Source organism: Nocardia sp. 2TAF39, from assembly GCF_052114905.1.
In the GTDB taxonomy this organism is placed as follows: Bacteria; Actinomycetota; Actinomycetes; order Mycobacteriales; family Mycobacteriaceae; genus Nocardia.
On the sequence record NZ_JBFRFQ010000030.1, the window covers coordinates 32,595 to 50,672 of the forward strand.

The 18,078-nt window shown below is 66.9% G+C and carries 19 protein-coding genes; 8 read left to right on the forward strand and 11 right to left on the reverse strand.

The features are described from left to right. Positions 1–44: 44 nt before the first annotated feature. On the reverse strand, positions 45–662 hold the full coding sequence (locus tag AB4Z47_RS19410; protein ID WP_441952582.1) for a TetR/AcrR family transcriptional regulator: 618 nt from the start codon (positions 660–662) through the stop codon (positions 45–47). A 93-nt stretch (positions 663–755) separates the two neighbouring features. On the opposite strand from AB4Z47_RS19410, the gene AB4Z47_RS19415 reads away from it, so the two are divergent. After that, a complete protein-coding gene (locus AB4Z47_RS19415; protein ID WP_441952584.1) occupies positions 756–1,214 on the forward strand; it encodes a PaaI family thioesterase in 459 nt (152 codons plus the stop codon). A 281-nt stretch (positions 1,215–1,495) separates the two neighbouring features. On the opposite strand, the gene AB4Z47_RS19420 is transcribed toward AB4Z47_RS19415, so the two are convergent. Next, on the reverse strand, positions 1,496–2,692 hold the full coding sequence (locus tag AB4Z47_RS19420; protein ID WP_441952586.1) for a DUF885 domain-containing protein: 1,197 nt from the start codon (positions 2,690–2,692) through the stop codon (positions 1,496–1,498). A gap of 181 nt (positions 2,693–2,873) precedes the next feature. On the opposite strand from AB4Z47_RS19420, the gene coaA reads away from it, so the two are divergent. Next, a complete protein-coding gene (gene coaA / locus AB4Z47_RS19425; protein ID WP_441952588.1) occupies positions 2,874–3,806 on the forward strand; it encodes a type I pantothenate kinase in 933 nt (310 codons plus the stop codon). A 6-nt stretch (positions 3,807–3,812) separates the two neighbouring features. Here coaA and AB4Z47_RS19430 read toward each other — a convergent pair whose 3' ends face one another. Next, on the reverse strand, positions 3,813–4,424 hold the full coding sequence (locus AB4Z47_RS19430; RefSeq protein WP_441952590.1) for a hypothetical protein: 612 nt from the start codon (positions 4,422–4,424) through the stop codon (positions 3,813–3,815). A gap of 422 nt (positions 4,425–4,846) precedes the next feature. Further along, complete coding sequence (locus tag AB4Z47_RS19435; RefSeq protein WP_357265379.1) at positions 4,847–5,626, reverse strand: isoprenyl transferase; 780 nt, start codon at positions 5,624–5,626, stop codon at positions 4,847–4,849. A 214-nt stretch (positions 5,627–5,840) separates the two neighbouring features. Here AB4Z47_RS19435 and trhA point away from each other — a divergent pair, with 214 nt between their 5' ends. Next, positions 5,841–6,464, forward strand: a complete 624-nt coding sequence (trhA, locus tag AB4Z47_RS19440; protein WP_441952665.1) for a PAQR family membrane homeostasis protein TrhA — start codon at positions 5,841–5,843, stop codon at positions 6,462–6,464. Between the two features lie 28 nt (positions 6,465–6,492). Here trhA and AB4Z47_RS19445 read toward each other — a convergent pair whose 3' ends face one another. Then, positions 6,493–8,613 carry a thioredoxin domain-containing protein gene (locus tag AB4Z47_RS19445; RefSeq protein ID WP_441952667.1) on the reverse strand — a complete coding sequence of 707 codons (2,121 nt, stop codon included), beginning with the start codon at positions 8,611–8,613 and terminating at the stop codon, positions 6,493–6,495. 301 nt (positions 8,614–8,914) lie between these two features. Between AB4Z47_RS19445 and AB4Z47_RS19450 the strand changes: the two genes are divergently transcribed. Further along, positions 8,915–9,478 (forward strand): GyrI-like domain-containing protein, encoded by a 564-nt coding sequence (locus tag AB4Z47_RS19450; protein WP_441952592.1) that lies wholly within the window; start codon positions 8,915–8,917, stop codon positions 9,476–9,478. Between the two features lie 123 nt (positions 9,479–9,601). Here the strand turns inward: AB4Z47_RS19450 and AB4Z47_RS19455 are convergent, their stop codons facing one another. The 3 genes from AB4Z47_RS19455 to mca all read right to left on the reverse strand — a co-directional run bounded on the left by AB4Z47_RS19455 (position 9,602) and on the right by mca (position 11,511). Further along, the gene (locus AB4Z47_RS19455) at positions 9,602–10,180 is read right to left on the reverse strand and encodes a TIGR03086 family metal-binding protein (RefSeq protein WP_441952593.1); all 579 of its coding nucleotides are present in this window, start codon (positions 10,178–10,180) and stop codon (positions 9,602–9,604) included. 186 nt (positions 10,181–10,366) lie between these two features. Beyond that, positions 10,367–10,648: a hypothetical protein gene (locus AB4Z47_RS19460; protein WP_441952595.1), complete on the reverse strand. Its 282-nt coding sequence runs from the start codon at positions 10,646–10,648 to the stop codon at positions 10,367–10,369. Further along, complete coding sequence (mca, locus tag AB4Z47_RS19465) at positions 10,645–11,511, reverse strand: mycothiol conjugate amidase Mca (RefSeq protein ID WP_441952668.1); 867 nt, start codon at positions 11,509–11,511, stop codon at positions 10,645–10,647. Before mca ends, AB4Z47_RS19460 begins: the two co-directional genes overlap by 4 nt. Positions 11,512–11,635: 124 nt before the next feature. On the opposite strand from mca, the gene AB4Z47_RS19470 reads away from it, so the two are divergent. Both AB4Z47_RS19470 and greA read left to right on the forward strand, forming a co-directional pair. Continuing rightward, entirely contained in the window at positions 11,636–12,106 is a 471-nt protein-coding gene (locus tag AB4Z47_RS19470; protein ID WP_441952597.1) for a DUF4307 domain-containing protein, read from the forward strand. A 296-nt stretch (positions 12,107–12,402) separates the two neighbouring features. Beyond that, on the forward strand, positions 12,403–12,897 hold the full coding sequence (gene greA, locus AB4Z47_RS19475) for a transcription elongation factor GreA (RefSeq protein WP_441952599.1): 495 nt from the start codon (positions 12,403–12,405) through the stop codon (positions 12,895–12,897). Positions 12,898–12,996: 99 nt separating this feature from the next. On the opposite strand, the gene AB4Z47_RS19480 is transcribed toward greA, so the two are convergent. Beyond that, the gene (locus tag AB4Z47_RS19480; RefSeq protein ID WP_441952600.1) at positions 12,997–14,139 is read right to left on the reverse strand and encodes a cystathionine gamma-synthase; all 1,143 of its coding nucleotides are present in this window, start codon (positions 14,137–14,139) and stop codon (positions 12,997–12,999) included. Positions 14,140–14,220: 81 nt separating this feature from the next. After that, on the reverse strand, positions 14,221–15,198 hold the full coding sequence (locus AB4Z47_RS19485) for an alpha/beta fold hydrolase (protein WP_441952602.1): 978 nt from the start codon (positions 15,196–15,198) through the stop codon (positions 14,221–14,223). A 123-nt stretch (positions 15,199–15,321) separates the two neighbouring features. On the opposite strand from AB4Z47_RS19485, the gene AB4Z47_RS19490 reads away from it, so the two are divergent. Both AB4Z47_RS19490 and AB4Z47_RS19495 read left to right on the forward strand, forming a co-directional pair. Further along, positions 15,322–16,497: an acyl-CoA dehydrogenase family protein gene (locus tag AB4Z47_RS19490; protein WP_441952604.1), complete on the forward strand. Its 1,176-nt coding sequence runs from the start codon at positions 15,322–15,324 to the stop codon at positions 16,495–16,497. 106 nt (positions 16,498–16,603) lie between these two features. Beyond that, entirely contained in the window at positions 16,604–17,002 is a 399-nt protein-coding gene (locus tag AB4Z47_RS19495) for a DUF6401 family natural product biosynthesis protein (RefSeq protein ID WP_441952606.1), read from the forward strand. A 101-nt stretch (positions 17,003–17,103) separates the two neighbouring features. On the opposite strand, the gene AB4Z47_RS19500 is transcribed toward AB4Z47_RS19495, so the two are convergent. Further along, positions 17,104–17,961: a mechanosensitive ion channel family protein gene (locus AB4Z47_RS19500; protein WP_441952607.1), complete on the reverse strand. Its 858-nt coding sequence runs from the start codon at positions 17,959–17,961 to the stop codon at positions 17,104–17,106. Positions 17,962–18,078: the final 117 nt, after the last annotated feature.

Sequence of the window (18,078 nt, forward strand, 5' to 3'; positions counted from 1 at the left end):
TTCACCGGCCGTCCGGAATCACAGCCGCAGCTGTGATCAGGAACTCAGCCCTGTGCTTCGCCGCGCGCACCCACGGGCAGGTAGTTCTCCAACAGCACTGTGAGGTGCTTTTGCGCGTCCTCGAGCGGGCGGGTGGATTTCGTCGCCCGCGCCTGCACGATGGCGCCCTCGAGCGCACTGAACACGAAGCTGCTGAAGGAGCGCGCCTCCGCGGCAGGCATGCCGGCCGCGGAGAGGGCGTCGCCGAAACGTTGCTGCCAGTCCTCGAAGACCGCGCCCGCGGCGGCCTGCACGCCGGGCTCGGTCTCGGCCAAGGCGGCCCCGACGATCGGGCACCCTGCGCGATAGCCGGTCTTCTCCAACGCGGAGACCCACCAACCGATGAGCGAACCGAACCAGCGTTCCGGCGGGGCAGCCGTGATCTTGTCGATCACGCCGTCGATCCGGGCGCCCGCGACCCGGGTCGCGGTCTCGACCAGCTCGCTCTTGCCGGAGGGGAAGTGCTGGTAGAGCGAGTTGCGCGAGGCCTTGCTCCGATCGAGCAGGGCGGAAAGACCCGCGGCGTGCACGCCCTGCTCGCGCACCAGCTCGATGGCGCTCTCGATCAACCTGGTGCGCGGTCCTGTGGTCGCGTCGGTGGTTCGCTCGCTGCGGTCGCCCATTGCACCCTCCTTCGCATGGTTGCGTGAACCGATCGGTCCATGCTCCAATCATGTCAGCTATGGACCGATCGGTTCATCGAAAGGATGGGATTCATGTCCGAGGCCACGATCGACCTCGCTCAGCTGTCCGGGCTGGAACTGCTGCGGACCGCAATGACGATGCCCGGCCGTCCACCGTTCATCGGTGACCTGCTCGGGATGGAGGTCGACGAACTCGAGCACGGCACAGTGGTCTTCGCACTGCGGACCCGGCCCGATTTCGCCAATCCGCTCGGCACCACGCACGGCGGCATCTGCGCCACCCTGCTCGATTCCGTGATGGGTTGCGCGGTGCACACCACACTGGAGGCGGGCGTCGGCTACACGACACTCGAACTGAAGGTCAACTACATCCGCGCTGTTCCCACCGGCGGACAGCGGCTCACCGCCACCGGCACGACGATCCACGTCGGCCGCACCACCGCGACCGCCGAGGGACGTGTGGTCGACGAACAGGGGCGGCTGGTCGCGCACGCCACCACCACCTGCGTCATCTTCCGCGGAAAGCGCTGATGTCGCACAGGCGCACCGAGCATTCGGGACACCGGTTTACGGGGCCCGACGAGCCGTAACGAGAAGGTGCGGCCCGACCGGTTTCCCAGGTGACATCTACTCGCGATCACCTTGCGAAGGAACAGACATGGTCACAGTGGTTTCGGTACCCAACTCCCCGGTCGAGGCGCTGCTGCGCACCCTTTCGCAACTGCTGTGCACCATCTCCGCCGGTGGCCAGGGCTGCGCGGTCATCCTGTAGCGCGCAAACCTCGACGGTCCGTGCGAAGCCACCGCGCCGGTCACAGGGCGCGCACAGCGCTGGGTGTGAGCGGTTCGTCGAGCAGCCTGCGGAACCGGTCGGCCCGGTCGTCGGCGTCGACCGCACGATCGAGCCATCCGCCCAGCAGCCGATACCCCTCCACGTAGGTGGAGATGTAGGCCCGCCACAGCGGCGAGGACAGGAACCGCAACGACTGCCGCGCCCGATCCGGCGTCACCAGGCTCCAGGTCTGCAAGAACTCCGCCACCTCGTCGTGGGTGCGACGCCGGTCGTGCAGCAGCAGCGCGGCATCCTGTCGCACGCCGAGCAGCTTGGCCGAAGCGTTCGCGAGTCGTTCGGCCCGTTCGCCGTCGAAGCGCAGGCCCAGGTCGGCGTAGATCTCCTGCGCCCAGACGCCCCAACCAGGCCCGACGATGGAGCGCAGCGCCAGATCGGCGAGACCTTCGGCCATCAGGCACTGTGGCGTATTCACCAAGAACAGTGTCTGCTCGGCCTGCCCGTCCGCAACCAGGCCGGCCTCCTTGCGGCAGTGCTCGGTGTGGTGTCCCGGGTACGACTCATGGGCGATCAGGTGCGGCAGGTGCGCCATGTGTTGTTTGAGGTCGGAGTTGATCGCGACCCGGGAGTGGTAGTTGCCCAGGTAGTAGTTGAACCCGGACCAAGGCTTGTCCCCGACCACCTCGTAGGTGACGTGCTCATAGTCGGGCAGCGGATACCTGGCGCGGACCAGCTCGCGCAACGCGCCGGAGAACGCCTCGACGCAGGCGGACAGCCGCTCAGGCGGAATCTCGTCGGCCTTGCGATGCGCGGTCACCCGCTCGGCCAGCGGCCCCTCTCCCGCGATCACCTCGTCCATCTGCCGGTGGGCCTCGCGGTAGTCGTCCACGTCGCCGGTTTCGATGTCGACATCGAAATATGCCCGCACCTCGTCGACGAATCCGATCTCGTCTCCGGCGAACTTGCGGCCGGAACATTCCAACGCGCGCAGATGCACGTCGAGGAATTCGGCGCGTTCCGGCGGCAGCCCGGCTTCGGGCACTTCGGCGCGCAACTCGGCGGCCCGTCGGGCCAGCGTTCGCGGCTGCGGTGCCGGCGCGTTCGCTACCTCTCGGCGCAGCGCGGGATCACCGGTATAGGCGTCGACGAACCCTTCCTCGAGCTGATCGAAGGCGAGGCCGAGCCGCAGGTATTCGGACACGAGCGGATGCGCTTCCATGGCAGCCGACATTAGCCGCTCACCCCCGCGCCAGCGACCCTGTGACCAACCGCTAGTGGTACCCCACTTATCCCACGATGTTGACGCAGAGCAGAATTCGGCTATGCGGCGACAGCTAGACCGAATCTCACCAGACCCGCACGGTAAGTGTGCGTGTTTGCCGAAGTGGAGCGTCGGGTAAATGGCACGGATGAGCGAGCCGAGTCCATACGTGGAATTCGACCGTAAACAGTGGCGAACCCTGCGTAAATCGACTCCCCTCGTACTCACCGAAGAAGAACTGATCGGCCTGCGCGGCCTCGGGGAACAGATCGATCTCGAGGAAGTCGCCGAGGTCTATCTACCGCTCGCTCGTCTCATCCACCTGCAGGTGGCCGCGCGCCAGCGCCTGTTCGCCGCCACCGCGACCTTTCTCGGCGAAACCCACCCGGACGAGCAGGTACCGTTCGTGATCGGCGTCGCAGGCAGCGTCGCGGTCGGCAAGTCGACCACCGCCCGCGTGCTGCAGGCACTGCTGGCCCGCTGGGATCATCACCCGCGCGTCGACCTGGTCACCACCGACGGATTTCTCTATCCCACCGCGGAACTCACCCGCCGCGGCATCATGCACCGCAAGGGTTTTCCGGAGAGTTACGACCGCCGCAAGCTGCTGCGATTCGTCACAGAGGTGAAATCCGGCGCGGCGGAAGTGTGCGCGCCGGTGTATTCACACATCTCCTATGACATCGTGCCGGACAAGTTGCACTGCGTTCGCCAGCCCGACATTCTGATCGTGGAGGGCCTGAACGTACTGCAGACCGGCCCGCGGCTGATGGTCTCCGATCTATTCGACTTCTCGATCTATGTCGACGCGCGCATCGAGGACATCGAGAAGTGGTACGTGCAACGGTTTCTCACACTGCGCAAGACGGCTTTCGCCGACCCGAACGCACATTTCCACCACTACTCCGGATTCACCGACGAGCAGGCGACCTCCGCCGCGCAGGAGATCTGGAACAACACCAACCGCCCGAATCTGGTGGAGAACATTCTGCCCACCCGGCCGCGCGCCACCTTGGTGTTGCGCAAGGACGCCGACCACAGCATCAATCGGCTGCGTCTACGGAAGTTGTGATTCCGCTTACAATTTCCACGCGTCGTCGAGGCGTCGCGCGACATCGATATCACGAGCCGCGGCAATGTGCGGTCTGCGGATCTCGGTGGAGATATAGCGGGCGACGAACCGCCTGATCTCGTGGTCCACGCTGGCGAGGATGCGCAGCAACTGTCCGCGCCTGGTCGCGCTGGCGACGTTGACGTGCACGTCTCCGGGACGCGGCTCGGCGATGTCGAGCAACACGCGCAACGGCGCGGCGGTACGCACCGTCAGATGTAGGTGGATGGTCCCCTCGACATGGAAGCGATGCCGATCGACGGCCAGATCGAGAAGCAGGTCGACATTCAGCGGGATGACCAACTCGAACGAGATGGCCTCCTCGACGTGGCGGCGCACCCGTGGCTCACCGAGCTGAACCTGCGCGGACACCTTCGCCAGTCGTCCCGGCCCCATCCCGATCGGTCCGAAATCGAATGCGGTGCCGGTCAACTGGCCGAATGCTCCGGCGATACGCTCCGGTGAGGCCGCGTACTCCAAAAAACGCCTGCCGAACTCCTCGTAGCTGATGTGGTCGCCGCCCGGCCCCCGGTGCGCAAGCTCAGGCGGCCCGCCGGGCCGAGTGTCGTACGCGCTCATCCCTACGCCTCGCTGATGCTCGGCTCCGGCACGATCGTGCCGATGGCCGTGTTGATGGTTCGGTCGCTACGCTCGGCTGGGCTCATTGTTCGCTCGCTACGCTCGCTCATGACTCCACCTCGCTGACGCTCGGCTCCGCCACGACCGAGCGATGCTCGGCTGCGCCTGATGTTCGCTCGCTACGCTCGCTCATGACTCCACCTCGCTGACGCTCGGCTCCGCCACGACCGAGCGATGCTCGGCTGCGCCTGATGTTCCGCTCGCTACGCTCGCTCATGACTCCACCTCGCTGACGCTCGGCTCCGCCACGACCGAGCGATGCTCGGCTGCGCCTGATGTTCCGCTCGCTGCGCTCGCTCATGAGACCGCACGGTACGCGAGAGGGGCGGAGTCGGAGCCGAATTCACGGCACCAAGATCGGATCAGACTCCGAAGCGGCGATGGCGCGCGGCGTATTCGCGCAACGCCCGCAGGAAATCCACCCGCCGGAACTCCGGCCAGTACGCCTCGGTGAACCATATTTCCGAGTAGGCGCTCTGCCACAGCAGGAACCCGGACAGTCGCTGCTCGCCGGAGGTGCGGATGACCAGGTCGGGGTCCGGCTGGCCGGAGGTGTAGAGGTGCTGGCCGATGGCGTTCACGGTGATCGACTGAACAAGATCCTCGCCGGTCTCCCCCGCGGCGATCTCCTGGCGGACCAGCGAGCGCACCGCATCGGCGATCTCCTGCCTGCCTCCGTAGCCGACCGCGACGTTGACGTGCACGCCGCCGCGCTCCTCCGTGCGCTCGGCCGCGGTACGCAATCGCTTGGCGATCAGCTCGGGAAAGCCGTCCAGCGAGCCGACGATGCGGACGCTCCAGTTCTGTTCCGGCGCCGACAGTTCCTCGACCACGTCGGTGATCACCTCGAACAGCGTCTCCAGCTCGTCCGGATCACGCTGCAGATTTTCGGTGGAGAGCAGGTAGACGGTCACCATCTCGATGCCCTCGGCTTCACACCAGCCGACCAGCTCCGCGATCTTCAGCGCGCCGACCCGATGACCGTGACTGACATCGGTGAAACCGTTCTCCCGGGCCCACCGGCGATTGCCGTCACACATCACCGCGACATGCCGGGGATGCTGCTTGCCTGCCAGCTGCTTGGACAGCCGGGCCTCGTAGACGCGATACGGCAGACCCCGCACCTGACTCGGAAGTTCCACCCGGGCAACCCTACGCCTCACCGGCACGATCTCGGCACCGACCGCGCGACCCGGTACAGTGGCGATGAGCTCAAACCTACGGTTGCGTAGGTTACTGACGGGTTTATCTAGGAGGTAACTCGTGTCCGAACCGGTCGGCGCCCCCGACGCGACACTGGTCGCAGCACCTGCCTCGGCGGGCGAATCCCTCGCGGCGGCACTCGGCAAACCGCGCATGCGTGGCTGGATCCACACCTGGGCGGTCGGCATCGCCGCCGTCGGGGCCGTCGTGCTGGTCGCCGAGGCGGGCACGGTCTCGGCGACCGCAGGATGGTCGACACTGGTCTACGGCGTTACCGTGTGCGCGCTGTTCGGCATCAGCGCGGTCTACCACCGGGTGACGTGGCCGAGCGCGCGAGCCCGCATCCGGATGAAACGGGCGGACCATTCGATGATCTTCCTGTTCATCGCAGGCAGCTACACACCGTTCGCCCTGCTCGGCCTCCCCGGACGCACCGGGCAGACGCTGCTGATCGTGGTCTGGGCCGGCGCGCTGGCCGGAGTAGCGCTGAAACTGCTGTGGCCGACCGCGCCCCGCTGGGTCGGCGTTCCGCTGTATCTGCTGCTCGGCTGGGCCATCGTCCCGGTCGCCGGCCAACTCAATAACGAGATCGGCATCGCGCCGCTGATCCTGCTGCTGATCGGAGGGTTGATCTACAGCGGAGGCGCGATCCTCTACGCCACCAAGTGGCCTAACCCCTGGCCGACCGTATTCGGACACCACGAGTTCTTCCACGCGGCCACAGTGCTCGCCGCGCTCACCCACTACGCGGCGGTCTGGCTCGTGGTCCTGCGCTGACCTGTGCGCATGCGCACCCGACAGGTCTTCAGATCCGCTGCAGCGCCGAGCGAAGGTCCTCCGAGGTGGAGACCGGGCGGTCGCAGACCGTGCCGCGACAGACGTAGGCGGTGTCGGTATCGCGGATCAATGGGCGGTTGGCCAGGAGTGGGACCGCGTTCGGGGCGGCGGCGAGGACCACGGAGCCGCCGGGCGCCTCGACTCGGGCTGTCGTGAGCAGTTCGGCTGGGCGGCCGAGGGATTCGGCGGTGGCGATGGCGACTTGCAAAGGCCCGCGCAAGGCCGCCTCCGCGACGGCGAGCCACTGCCCCGCCGACCGTGGCGCGCGCGCGAGGACGATCGCACCACGGTCGAGTGTGCGGTCGGCGAGATCGCGGTAGCGGATTTCGCGCTCCGGGTCGCTCGCGGCCGCGGCGGTGAGCAGGGCTTCGGCGAGCGCGGAGGCGCCGGCGGGGGTGGCGCCGTCGATCGGGTCACGCGGCCGAGCGACGAGTGTCTCGGCGTCGTCAGCGGTGTCGAACCAGCTGCCCGGCACGTCCGGATCGGCGAAATGCTCGATCGCCTTGTCCAGCAACCGTTGAGCGTCCTCGAGCCAGCTGAGCTCGGCGGTGGCTTGGTGCAGGGCGAGCAGACCGGTGACCAGCCACGCGTAGTCCTCCAGGATGCCGGGCGCGGAGCCGACGACACCGCCGAGCGAGGCGCGGCGCAGACGTCCGCCCACAACGTGCTCGGCCAGCAGGAAGCGCGCGCAGCGCACGGCGGCGGCGACCCAGCCCGGCTCGCCCAGCGCCGATCCGGCCTCGGCGAGCGCGGTGACGGCCATCCCGTTCCACGCGGTCACCACCTTGTCGTCACGCTCCGGTTGGGGACGGCGGGCACGGGCCGCGCGCAACGCCGCCCCGATGCGCTCCAGGCGAGCGTCGTCCTTCTCGGTGACCGGCTCGGAGTACCTGGTCAGCACCGACGTGCCCTGTTCGAAGTTCCCCGCGGTGCTGACGCCGAAGAATTCGGCGGCCCACGCCCCGTCGATCGCACCGAGCGCGCCGGTCAGCTCGGCGGGCGTCCACACGTAGGTCGCGCCTTCGACGCCTGGGCCGCCCGCCTCCAGATGGGTATCGGCATCCAAGGCGGAGGCGAAGCCACCCTGTTCGGTACCCAGGTCTTCGACGATGAACTGCACAGTCTCCCTGGCCACCCGGTGCGACAACGATTCCGGCAGCGCCGACGTACTGCGCCGCGCCAGATGAGCGTAGGCGCGCAGCAACTGGGCGTTGTCGTAGAGCATCTTCTCGAAGTGCGGCACCACCCACGCGGCGTCGACCGAATACCGGGCGAAACCACCGCGCAGCTGGTCATAGATCCCGCCGCGCGCCATCGCCTCTGCCGTGCGGGAGACCATGTCGAACACCGTGGAGCTGCCGGTCCGCTCCCAGTGCCGAAGGAGCCCCTCCAGCAACGCCGACGGCGGGAACTTCGGCGCACCACCGAACCCACCGTGCTTCTCGTCCTCGTCGCGCAGCACGGTGGCGACGGCGTGGTCGAGCAGCTCAGCCGTGATCGTCAGGTCCGCGTCGGGCAGCCCCGCCGTCTGCGCGCGCAGAGCCTCGGCCGCCTGCGTGGACGCTTGGCGCACCTCGTCGCGGCGGGTGTGCCAGGTGTCGGCGATCGCGGTGAGCAGCTGGGTGAACGACGGCATCCCGCCGCGCGGGAGCTTCGGGTAATAGGTTCCGCAGTAGAACGGTTCGCCGGCGGGTGTGAGGAAGCAGGTCATCGGCCAGCCGCCCTGCCCGGTCATCGCGACGGTGGCGTTCATATAGACCGCGTCGAGATCGGGCCGCTCCTCCCGGTCGACCTTCACGCAGACGAAGTTCGCGTTCATCTGCTCAGCGGTCGCCGCGTCCTCGAACGACTCGTGCGCCATCACATGGCACCAGTGGCAACTCGCGTATCCGATCGACAGCAGGATGGGGACATCCCGCGCGACCGCCTCCGCCAACGCATCGGCATCCCACTGCCGCCAATCGACCGGGTTGTCGGCGTGCTGAAGTAGATAAGGCGATGTCGCGTTGACCAATTGGTTCACGGTGCCAGCCTCCCACACCCACCGAGCACAGAACGAGATCCACACACAACCCGCCCGGCCGATCATATACGACCGCGTGAACAGCACATCGCCGCCGAGCAGCCCGAGCACCAGCTCGTGCGCGATCACATGACCGTGTAACCGATCTCCCGAGATGGCACAGCTAGTGGACCATCAGCAGAAGCGATCACTGCCGCGTGGGCCCGTCTCGCCGATCTCGCAGACTGCGATGTCGCGTGCCGACTCGCGAGCGACTGAGCACACTTTTCACGGCGGCCGCCCCTGGCACGCTGACCGCGACTCGAGCCTGCGCAGCCGTCATGTCTCGCTTGACTCTCCGGTGGCGGGAGGGAAGAAAGTCGGGGGGGTGAAGATTGATCTGGTACGAGAGGACAGGTACTACTACGGTGCGAGCACGGCCCCGGTGCTGCGGACCTTCGCGGCGTACGACTATGTGACCGTCGACGGATCGGGGGCACCCGGCGGGCCGGTCTACTCCACCGCCGTTGAAACGCTCTACCGTGCCGTCTACGGGGCCAAGAAGGCCGCGAAAGCCGCCGGACGCGACTTCGTGGTGCCGAAGCTGGAGGGCCTATGGTGGGTCGAGTCCGATGCGCCACCGCTGTCGGTGCCGCGCGAGCAGTGGCAGTGGAAGCTGCTGATCCGCATGCCCGAGGTGGTCACCGCCGAGATGGTGGCTGGGGCGTCCTTCGAGCGGATCACCGAGGGTGAGGCAATCCAGGCGCTGCATGTCGGCCCGTATGCAACCGAACCGCAGACGCTGGCACGGATGGACGCGCTCATGTCGGCCGAGGGATGGGCGATGAACGGACGCCACCATGAGATCTATCTGTCCGACCCGCGTAGATCTCCCGGACCGACGACGAAGACTATTCTCCGTCACCCAGTGCGCCGCCCGGATCGGGAATAAAGACGCGAAAGGCGCTTCGCCGGCAGTGCCGACACTGCCGGCGGACACTGACATGGCACCGACTATCGCGAGGCAAGGCAAACTCCTGCTACGCATTTACCCCGGTGAATTCTTCCGCGCCGACTACGGCGTCCTGGTCAACACCTCGCGCCCGACATAGGCCAAGAGTCGACGGTGCGCCGGTTCATCCCCGGCGACGACGACTTCCGGCCCGAAAATGCCAGGCGCGCGGAAGGAATCGATGCCGCCCATCGCCTGCATGGTGGCGAGCAATTCGTCACACAATCCGTCATCGGCCAGATCCGGCCGGTCGATGGCCACCGCGATATCGACACCGTGGACGAGAACCTCGGTGAGATGCACCAGCGCCGCCGCGGGCCCTGGCAAGTCGCCCAGCGAAATGCCCACGGTGGCATCCAGCGCGTCCGGCCGATGCCACGCGGCGCGATCCACCTCCGCCGCCGCGGCGAACGCACCCTGCGGGTCGCCGCCGAGCCAGTCGGATTCGTGGTCGGCGCCCGCATCCGTGCCGCTCAGCGCGGCCGCGAACAGATGCATGCCACCCACGGTGTGGTTGAGCACGGTCCGCACATCCCAATCCAGGCACGGCGTCGGTGCGGCCAGGCCCGCGTCTCCCACGGCGGCGACGATCGCTCCGGTCGCGTCCAGTGCGCGGTCGATCTGTCCGATCACGTTGTCCATGAGCTTCCTTCGGTCGAGCGGTATCGCTGAATTGGTAACACAGGACACCGATCGGCGCGCGACATTGCGAACACCATTTTGCGCCGAAATGGTTGCTAATGGTGTGCTTCCGAGGACCGCGGAAAGTAGTGGTTTGCGCGGGAGCCACCCGGCCCGCTAGAGCAAACTCAGCAGCGGCTGCGCCGGTCAGCTGGACTCGGTGCGGCCCTCGGAGTCCGCGTCGTTCGATTCCTCGCCCGGCTGGCGCGTGATGCCGTCCTCGGTCCCCTCGTCGGCCTCCTGGTCCGGTTCGGGGTGCTCGGGCTCGAAGGTCGCGGGCAGGCCCTTGATGTGCCGGTTCATCGATCGGACCAGCAAGAAGGTGCCCGCGAGCAGAATCAGGATGATGACCAGCCCGAGCGGCGATGCCTTGCCGAACTCGGGGCCGGTCGGTGCGCCGGGCGTCTGGGCGAGCAGAACCAGCGTCACAGCCGCTCGTCCTCGATGCCCGCGAACAGGTCGGTCTCGGGCAGTGCGGTGCGCACCCGGGTTTGGGCCAGCTCGAATTCCTCGGTCGGCCACAGCCGCTGCTGCATCTCCATCGGAATGGCGAAGAACGCGCCGTTCGGGTCGATCTGCGTCGCGTGCGCGCGCAAGGCGTCGTCGCGCTGCGGGAAGTACTTGGCGCACTCGATCTGCGTGGTGACCCGCGAAAGTATGTCACCGCGCTCCGCGGCGAACTTGCGCATCCGATCCAGCCACTCCTGCAGCGGGAACGGCTCGCCTGCGCGGTCGAACTCGTCGGCGAAAACTTCCATTCGCCGCATGCTGAACCCGTGGTCGTAATACAGCTTCAGCGGCGTCCACGGCTCGCCCGCGCCGGGGAAGCGCTCCGGATCGCCTGCCGCCTCGAACGCGGCGACCGACACCTGATGGCAGCGGATGTGGTCCGGATGCGGGTAGCCGCCGGTCTCGTCGTAGGTCGTCATCACGTGCGGTTTGAACTCGCGCACCACCCGCACCAACGCCTCGGTGGCCTCCTCCAGCGGAACCAGCGCGAAGCTGCCGTCGGGCACCGGTGGCGGCGGGTCGCCCTCCGGCAGGCCCGAGTCGACGAAACCGAGCCAGTGCTGGCGCACGCCGAGCGCGTGTGCCGCGGCCGCCATCTCCTCACGGCGGATCTCGTTGATCCGCTCCAGGACGCCCGGCGTGTCCATGGCCGGGTTGAGGATGCTTCCGCGTTCTCCGCCGGTCAGCGTGACGACGAGGACGTCGTGTCCTTCGTCGGCGTAGCGGGCGGTCGTCGCCGCACCCTTGCTGGATTCGTCGTCGGGGTGGGCATGCACCGCCATGAGGCGAAGGCCACTCACGTTTTTGTTCACCTCATCGCTCTCGGTCGCGGGCGTCAGGTCTTCGTTCCCTATAGTTCCATTCGATCGACATTTGTTCCGACTTACCCCCCGGGAGCGACTACAGATGACCGAGCCCGCGCCGGAAACCGGCGGTGACGCGACGGCCGCTGCTCCGGCGCCGAGCCGACGGCCCGCCGACCGGTACGGCAGGAAAACACCGGTGCGCCGCCGGTGGATTCCGCTGGTCTTGGGCATGCTGGTGGTGCTGGCCGGGCTCGGTGTCGCCTACCTGGGCTACCAGAAGTACGGTCCGGAGGACATCGACGCCGAGCAGCTCGGGTATACCGTCGTCGACGACTCGACCATGACGATCCGGCTCAAGGTCACCCGCAAGGACCCCGCGCAGCCGGTGGTGTGTTTCGTCCGTGCGATGGCGCGCGACGGCTCCGAGCTCGGCCGCCGCGAGGTGCTGGTCGAACCCTCGGCCAGCGGCACGGTCGAGCTCACCACCATCGTGCGCTCGTCCGCTCGCCCCGTGTCGGGCAGCATTTACGCGTGTAGCGGTCAGGTACCCAGCTATCTTCGGGCAGGCTGATCCGCCGCTTTTTCGCGCGAGAAGTCCACGAAATTAACTCCGACCTGCACGTTTGTGATTCATGCTAAAATGGTGTGATACACGGTTCCGGGGCTCGGAGCCGTGTTTGCTGCATTGGCGGCCAGCGCTGTCGGTTCGGGCTTGCGAGTTCGCCCGAAACCTGGGCCTGTAGGGGTTCGATGAACTTCCCAGGATTGCTCTTGCCGTCGACTGGTGCGTGCCCGCCTCCAGGTGGGCACGCACCAGTGCTCAGGGAATCCCGGCCTGCCGGGAACAACTACTAGGGAGTGATCGAGATGACTGAGACGCAAGTGACCTGGCTGACCCCGGAGTCGCACGACAGGCTCAAGGGCGAACTCGACGCGCTCATCGCCAATCGTCCGGTCATCGCCGCCGAGATCAACGAACGCCGCGAAGAGGGTGACCTCAAGGAGAACGGCGGTTACCACGCCGCGCGCGAGGAGCAGGGTCAGCAGGAGGCGCGGATCCGCCAGCTGCAGGAGCTGCTGAACAACGCCAAGGTCGGCGTCGCGCCCACCAAGTCCGGCGTCGCGCTCCCCGGTTCGGTCGTCAAGGTCTACTACGACGGTGACGAGTCCGACACCGAAACCTTCCTGATCGCCACCCGTGAAGAGGGTCTCAGCGACTCCAAGCTGGAGACCTACTCGCCGAGCTCTCCGCTCGGCGGCGCGCTGATCGACGCCAAGGTGGGCGAGACCCGGGAATACACGCTGCCCAACGGCAACATCATGAAGGTCACGCTGCTCAGCGCCGAGCCCTACCACAGCTGACGCTCGCGGCCGCGGCGCTCCGCCCGGCCGATACTTCCCCCGCGGACACGAGCGGCCGCGCCCGATCACCGGGTGCGGCCGCTTCGTCATGTCGTGAACCTAGCTCAACGCCTGCTCGACGTCCGAGAGCAGGTCGCTGACATCCTCGATACCGACCGACAACCGCACCAGATCCGCAGGCACCTCCAGCACGGACCCCTCGGTGGACGCGTGCGTCATCGCGGCCGGGTGTTCGATCAGCGATTCCACGCCGCCCAGCGATTCGGCCAGGGTGAACACCTCGGTCCGTGAGCAGAACTTGCGGGCCGCCTCGACGTCGCCGTGCAGGCGTACCGAGATCATCCCGCCGAACCGCCGCATCTGCTTCTCGGCGATGCTGTGGCCCGGGTGCTCCGGCAGGCCCGGGTAGATCACCTGGGAGATCGCGGGATGCCCGGACAGGAATTCCGCGAGTGTTTCGGCGTTGTCGCAGTGCCGGTCCATCCGCACCGCGAGGGTCTTGGTGCCGCGCAGGGTGAGGAAGGCGTCGAACGGGCCGGGGACCGCGCCCGCACCGTTCTGCAGGAACGCGAAAGCCGCGTCGAGCTCCGGATCGTTGGTGATCAGCGCGCCGCCGATCACGTCGGAGTGGCCACCCAGGTACTTGGTGGTGGAGTGCAGCACGATGTCCGCGCCGAGCAGTAGCGGCTGCTGCAGATACGGGGTCGCGAAAGTGTTGTCCACCACCAGCTTCGCGCCCGCTGCGTGCGCCACGTCGGCCAGCGCGGGGATGTCGCCGATGCTCAGCAGCGGGTTTGTCGGGGTCTCGATCCACACCAATTTGGTGTTCGGCCGGATTGCGGCGCGCATCTCGTCCACGTTGAACACATGCGCGGGCGAGTGCTCGATACCCCACTGGCTGAACACCTTGTCGATCAGCCGGAAGGTGCCGCCGTAGGCGTCGTCGGGGATCACGATGTGGTCGCCCGGACGCAGCGTGGCGCGCAGCGCACAGTCGGTGGCGGCCATGCCTGACGCGAAAGCTCGTCCGTAGCGGCCCGATTCGAGCGCGGCGAGGTTCGCCTCCAGCGCCGTGCGCGTCGGGTTGCCGGTGCGGCCGTACTCGAAACCGCCGCGCAACCCGCCCACGCCGTCCTGCGCGAACGTCGAACTCGCGTAGATGGGCACGTTGACCGCGCCGGTCTGCGGATCGGGATCGAATCCGGCGTGCACGGCCCTGGTAGAGAATCCCAGCTCACTCATGTGCTCAGCCTAATTGGGTCGATTTGCGGGCAGCTCGCCGGTGGGCCCTGATAGCGGCGAGCTGCCCGAACAATCCGTGGGTCAGGCAGTCAGGAATGACAGCAAGGCGGGGTTGACCTGGTCTGCGCAGTCCTCGTGCACCGAGTGTCCGCAGCCCTCGAACACCTGAGATGTCGCGCGCGGTATCCGGTGGGCCAGCTCGGCGGCCTGCCACGGCTCATCGAAGCGGTCCGCTCCGCCCCAGACCACCAGGGTCGGTGCGCCCACCTCGCCGAGCAGCCGTTCGGTCAGCGCGTAATCGAAGTTGCGCTGCTGTGACCACAGCGCCTCGCGGTTGTCGGGCCTGCTCATCGGCGCCCAGTTCTCGTCGATCAGCTCCGGGGTGACCCGGACCTGGTGTGCGAACGATTTGCGTTGCGTCGCTTCGCTGTTCGACTTGGTCATCAGATTGCCGATCAGCTCGCCGAGCACCGGAACCTCCAGTGGGCGCCAGTCCCAGCTCGACGGCACATCAAGACCCGGCGACGCGAGCAGCGCAAGGCGGGGCACCCGCTCCGGATGCCGCTCGGCGAAGTACAGCGAGGTAGCGCCGCCCCAGGAGTGTCCGACCAGCGACGCCTTCGGCAACGCCATCGCGTCGAGGAAGGTGCCGAGCGCGCCGGACATCGCGTCGAGGTCGTAACGGAAGTCACGCTGTTTCAGCGTGGTGTAGCCCTGTCCCGGCAGGTCAACGGCATAGACGGTGAAAAGTTGCGCCAGCACCGGAATCGTGTCGCGGTAGGAGTAGAGCCACTGACCGCCGCCCGCGACGAGCACGACCGCGGGTCCGGTGCCAGTTTTCGTGTAATGGAACCGCGCCAGGTCGGTGTCCGCGTACCGGGACTCGACAGTGGTCAGATACTGGGACTGGTAGTCGCGGTCTTCCGGCGGTTGCCAGACGTAAGCGATCGCGGTCGCCGTCGACAACACCACCACCACCATGAGCATGGCGGCACCTGCCACGATCAGGCGCCGCAACCATCGGCGCGCACGACTCGGGTTCCGCTTCAGCTGTGCCATCTTCGTCCTCCACTACTTCGCGGCCATCGGCCATACCCAGCTAGGACGAGGAGCCACCGAACAATGTGACGAGGTGTGGAGTGACACCGGTCTCAGCGCGGCCGATGCCAATAGGCTGAGGTCATGGTGACTGTCGAAGAACTGTTCGCAATCGATGCTTTGCTGTCCGAGGACGAGCGTGAGATCCGCGACACCGTTGCGGCATTCGCGGCCCAACGGCTGCGACCGCACATCGCGGACTGGTTCGAGGCAGGCGCTTTTCCGGCCAGGGAGATCGCGCCGGAGCTCGGCAAGCTCGGGTTGCTCGGCATGCATCTGGAAGGCTACGGCTGCGCCGGAATGTCGGCGACCACCTACGGTCTGGCCTGCCAGGAACTCGAGGCGGTCGACTCGGGCGTGCGCAGCATGGTCTCGGTGCAGGGCTCGCTGACGATGACCGCGATCCACAGGTACGGCTCCGAGGAACAGAAACAGCGGTGGCTGCCGGAGCTGGCCGCGGGCCGCGCGCTCGGTTGTTTCGGGCTCACCGAACCGGACTTCGGCTCCAACCCCGGCGGCATGCGGACCAGGGCGAAGCGCGACGGCGCCGACTGGGTGCTGAACGGTTCGAAGATGTGGATCACCAACGGCTCGGTGGCCGACATCGCGGTGGTCTGGGCGCAGACCGAAGACGAGGGCAAACAGGTGATCCGCGGGTTCCTGGTTCCGGCTGGTGCGCCTGGCTTCACCGCGCGGGAGATGCATCGCAAGCTGTCCCTGCGCGCGTCGGTCACCGCGGAGCTGGACTTCGACGATGTCCGCCTGCCCGCGGATGCGGTGCTGCCGCAATCGCGCGGCCTCGCCTCGCCGCTCGCCTGCTTGAGCGAAGCGCGTTTCGGCATCGTCTTCGGTGCGCTCGGCGCGGCCCGCGACTGTCTCGCGGCGACCATCGAGTACGCCAGGACGCGCGAAGTGTTCGACAAGCCGCTGGCCGCCTATCAGCTGACCCAGGCGAAGCTGGCCGACATGGCGCTGGAGTTCGGCAAAGGCCAGTTGCTCGCGCTGCATATCGGGCATCTGAAGGACCGCGGCGAGGTCACCCCGGAGCAGGTGAGCGCGGGAAAACTGAACAGCACGCGCGAGGCCATCGCGATCGCCCGGGAATGCCGCACCATCCTCGGCGCCAACGGCATCACACTCGACTACCCGGTGCTTCGTCATGCGAACAATCTGGAGTCGGTGCTCACCTATGAGGGCACGGCGGAGGTGCATCAGCTGGTGCTCGGCCGGGCACTGACCGACGCGAATGCATTTCGCTGACAAGCCTTTTCACAAAGAAAATTTGCTGAGAACCAAATTTCCGGCAATCAACACTGCGACAAAAGTCACAGTTCTATAAATATTGGATGATTGCTAGGATGCGAAAATGTTTCTGATCGGTCCCACGCTGCTCGAAGTGTCGGCGCAGAGGATTTTGCACCGACTACACGAGACGTACGGGGTGCCCGCGCTCGCCGCGGCCGCGGAGATACCTGCGCTTTCGGCGGCGCTGGACCAGCACGCCGCGGCGGTACGCGACATTCTCCGACACGGCGTGCCGGGAGCGTCGAAAGTTCCGGCGGCCGTGCTCCTCGCGGGTTATGCGCGTGGACTGCTCGATCAGGTTCGCGAGACGAGTGCCGCCGGGCCCGACATCGACGAGCCGAGCGGTGTACCGACGATGCTCGGAAACGCACCGGGAGATCTCATCGGCTGGGCTGAGGCCGACTGGGCCCAACTGCGCCTTGCCGGGGTATGCCTGCACGCCATGCGTCGACCTGCCTGAGGCGCAGTCCATAAACCTGTGTATTCCGGGTTGCCGGAGCCCGGCCACAGGAGTGCGGCCGCCGCAGGTATTCCTACGGCGGCCGCACTTGTCTCAACAGGTCAGCGCACGTCGCCCGGGCCGCGATAACCCGGGTACTCGCCGGACTGCGGGCCGCTGGCCGGTGTCGAGCCTTCGCTCCATTGCTGCCCCTGGCCGCGCGCGGCCTGCTGGTCCATCAACAACTGCTCACGGGCGGCGTCCTCACGACCGCGCTGGTAGGCCTCGGCCTGGCCCTTCACCGCGGGTATCTCCTCCTCCAAGCCGCTGAGCCAGTTCTCCCAGCGCTGTTGCATCGGGCGGATCATGCCGCCGCCGACGCCGACCACCAGGATGCCGCCGAGGGTGGCCAGCACCGTGATCAGGATCGGCATGGTGACCGAGGTGGCCACCCCGATCTGGTTCAGCGCGGCAACGATACCGACGCCCCAGACGAACACCCCGGCGATCCGGCCGACCATCGCGCCGTAGGACAGGCCGCCGAGCATGGTGCCGACCATCTCGCGGACCGCGTGGGCGATGGCACCGGCCACCACCACGATGATGATCGCGACCGCCGCCTTGGGCAGCCAGGAGACGATGCCGCTGAGCATGTTGCTCACCGGATTCGGCCCGAAAACGCCGAAACCGAGCTGCAGCGCGATCAGCAGGATCGCGTAGTACGCCAGCTTCGCCAGCAGGTCGGAGGCGTCGTAGCGACTGCGCGACAGCATCCGCTGGATCCCGCCGCGCTCGACGAGCCGGTCGAACCCGACGCGCTCGAGCACCTTGTCGACGATCGTCGCCACCACCTTCGCGACGACCCAGCCGATGAGCAGGATGACGAGAAAACCGACCAGCTTGGGGACGAACGTGGCGACGGAACTCCACGCATCGGAGAACCCCTGCTGGAAATCAATAGCCAAACTAGAGGTGTGCATGCCCATCCCTTCGCTCTCCGATGACGCCGCGGCAATTTGCCACAGCTACGTCAAGCCCCGCTATACCCCTACTGCTGCACTCGAATCTGCCATTCGCGGACAAATTGCCCCTTTGCC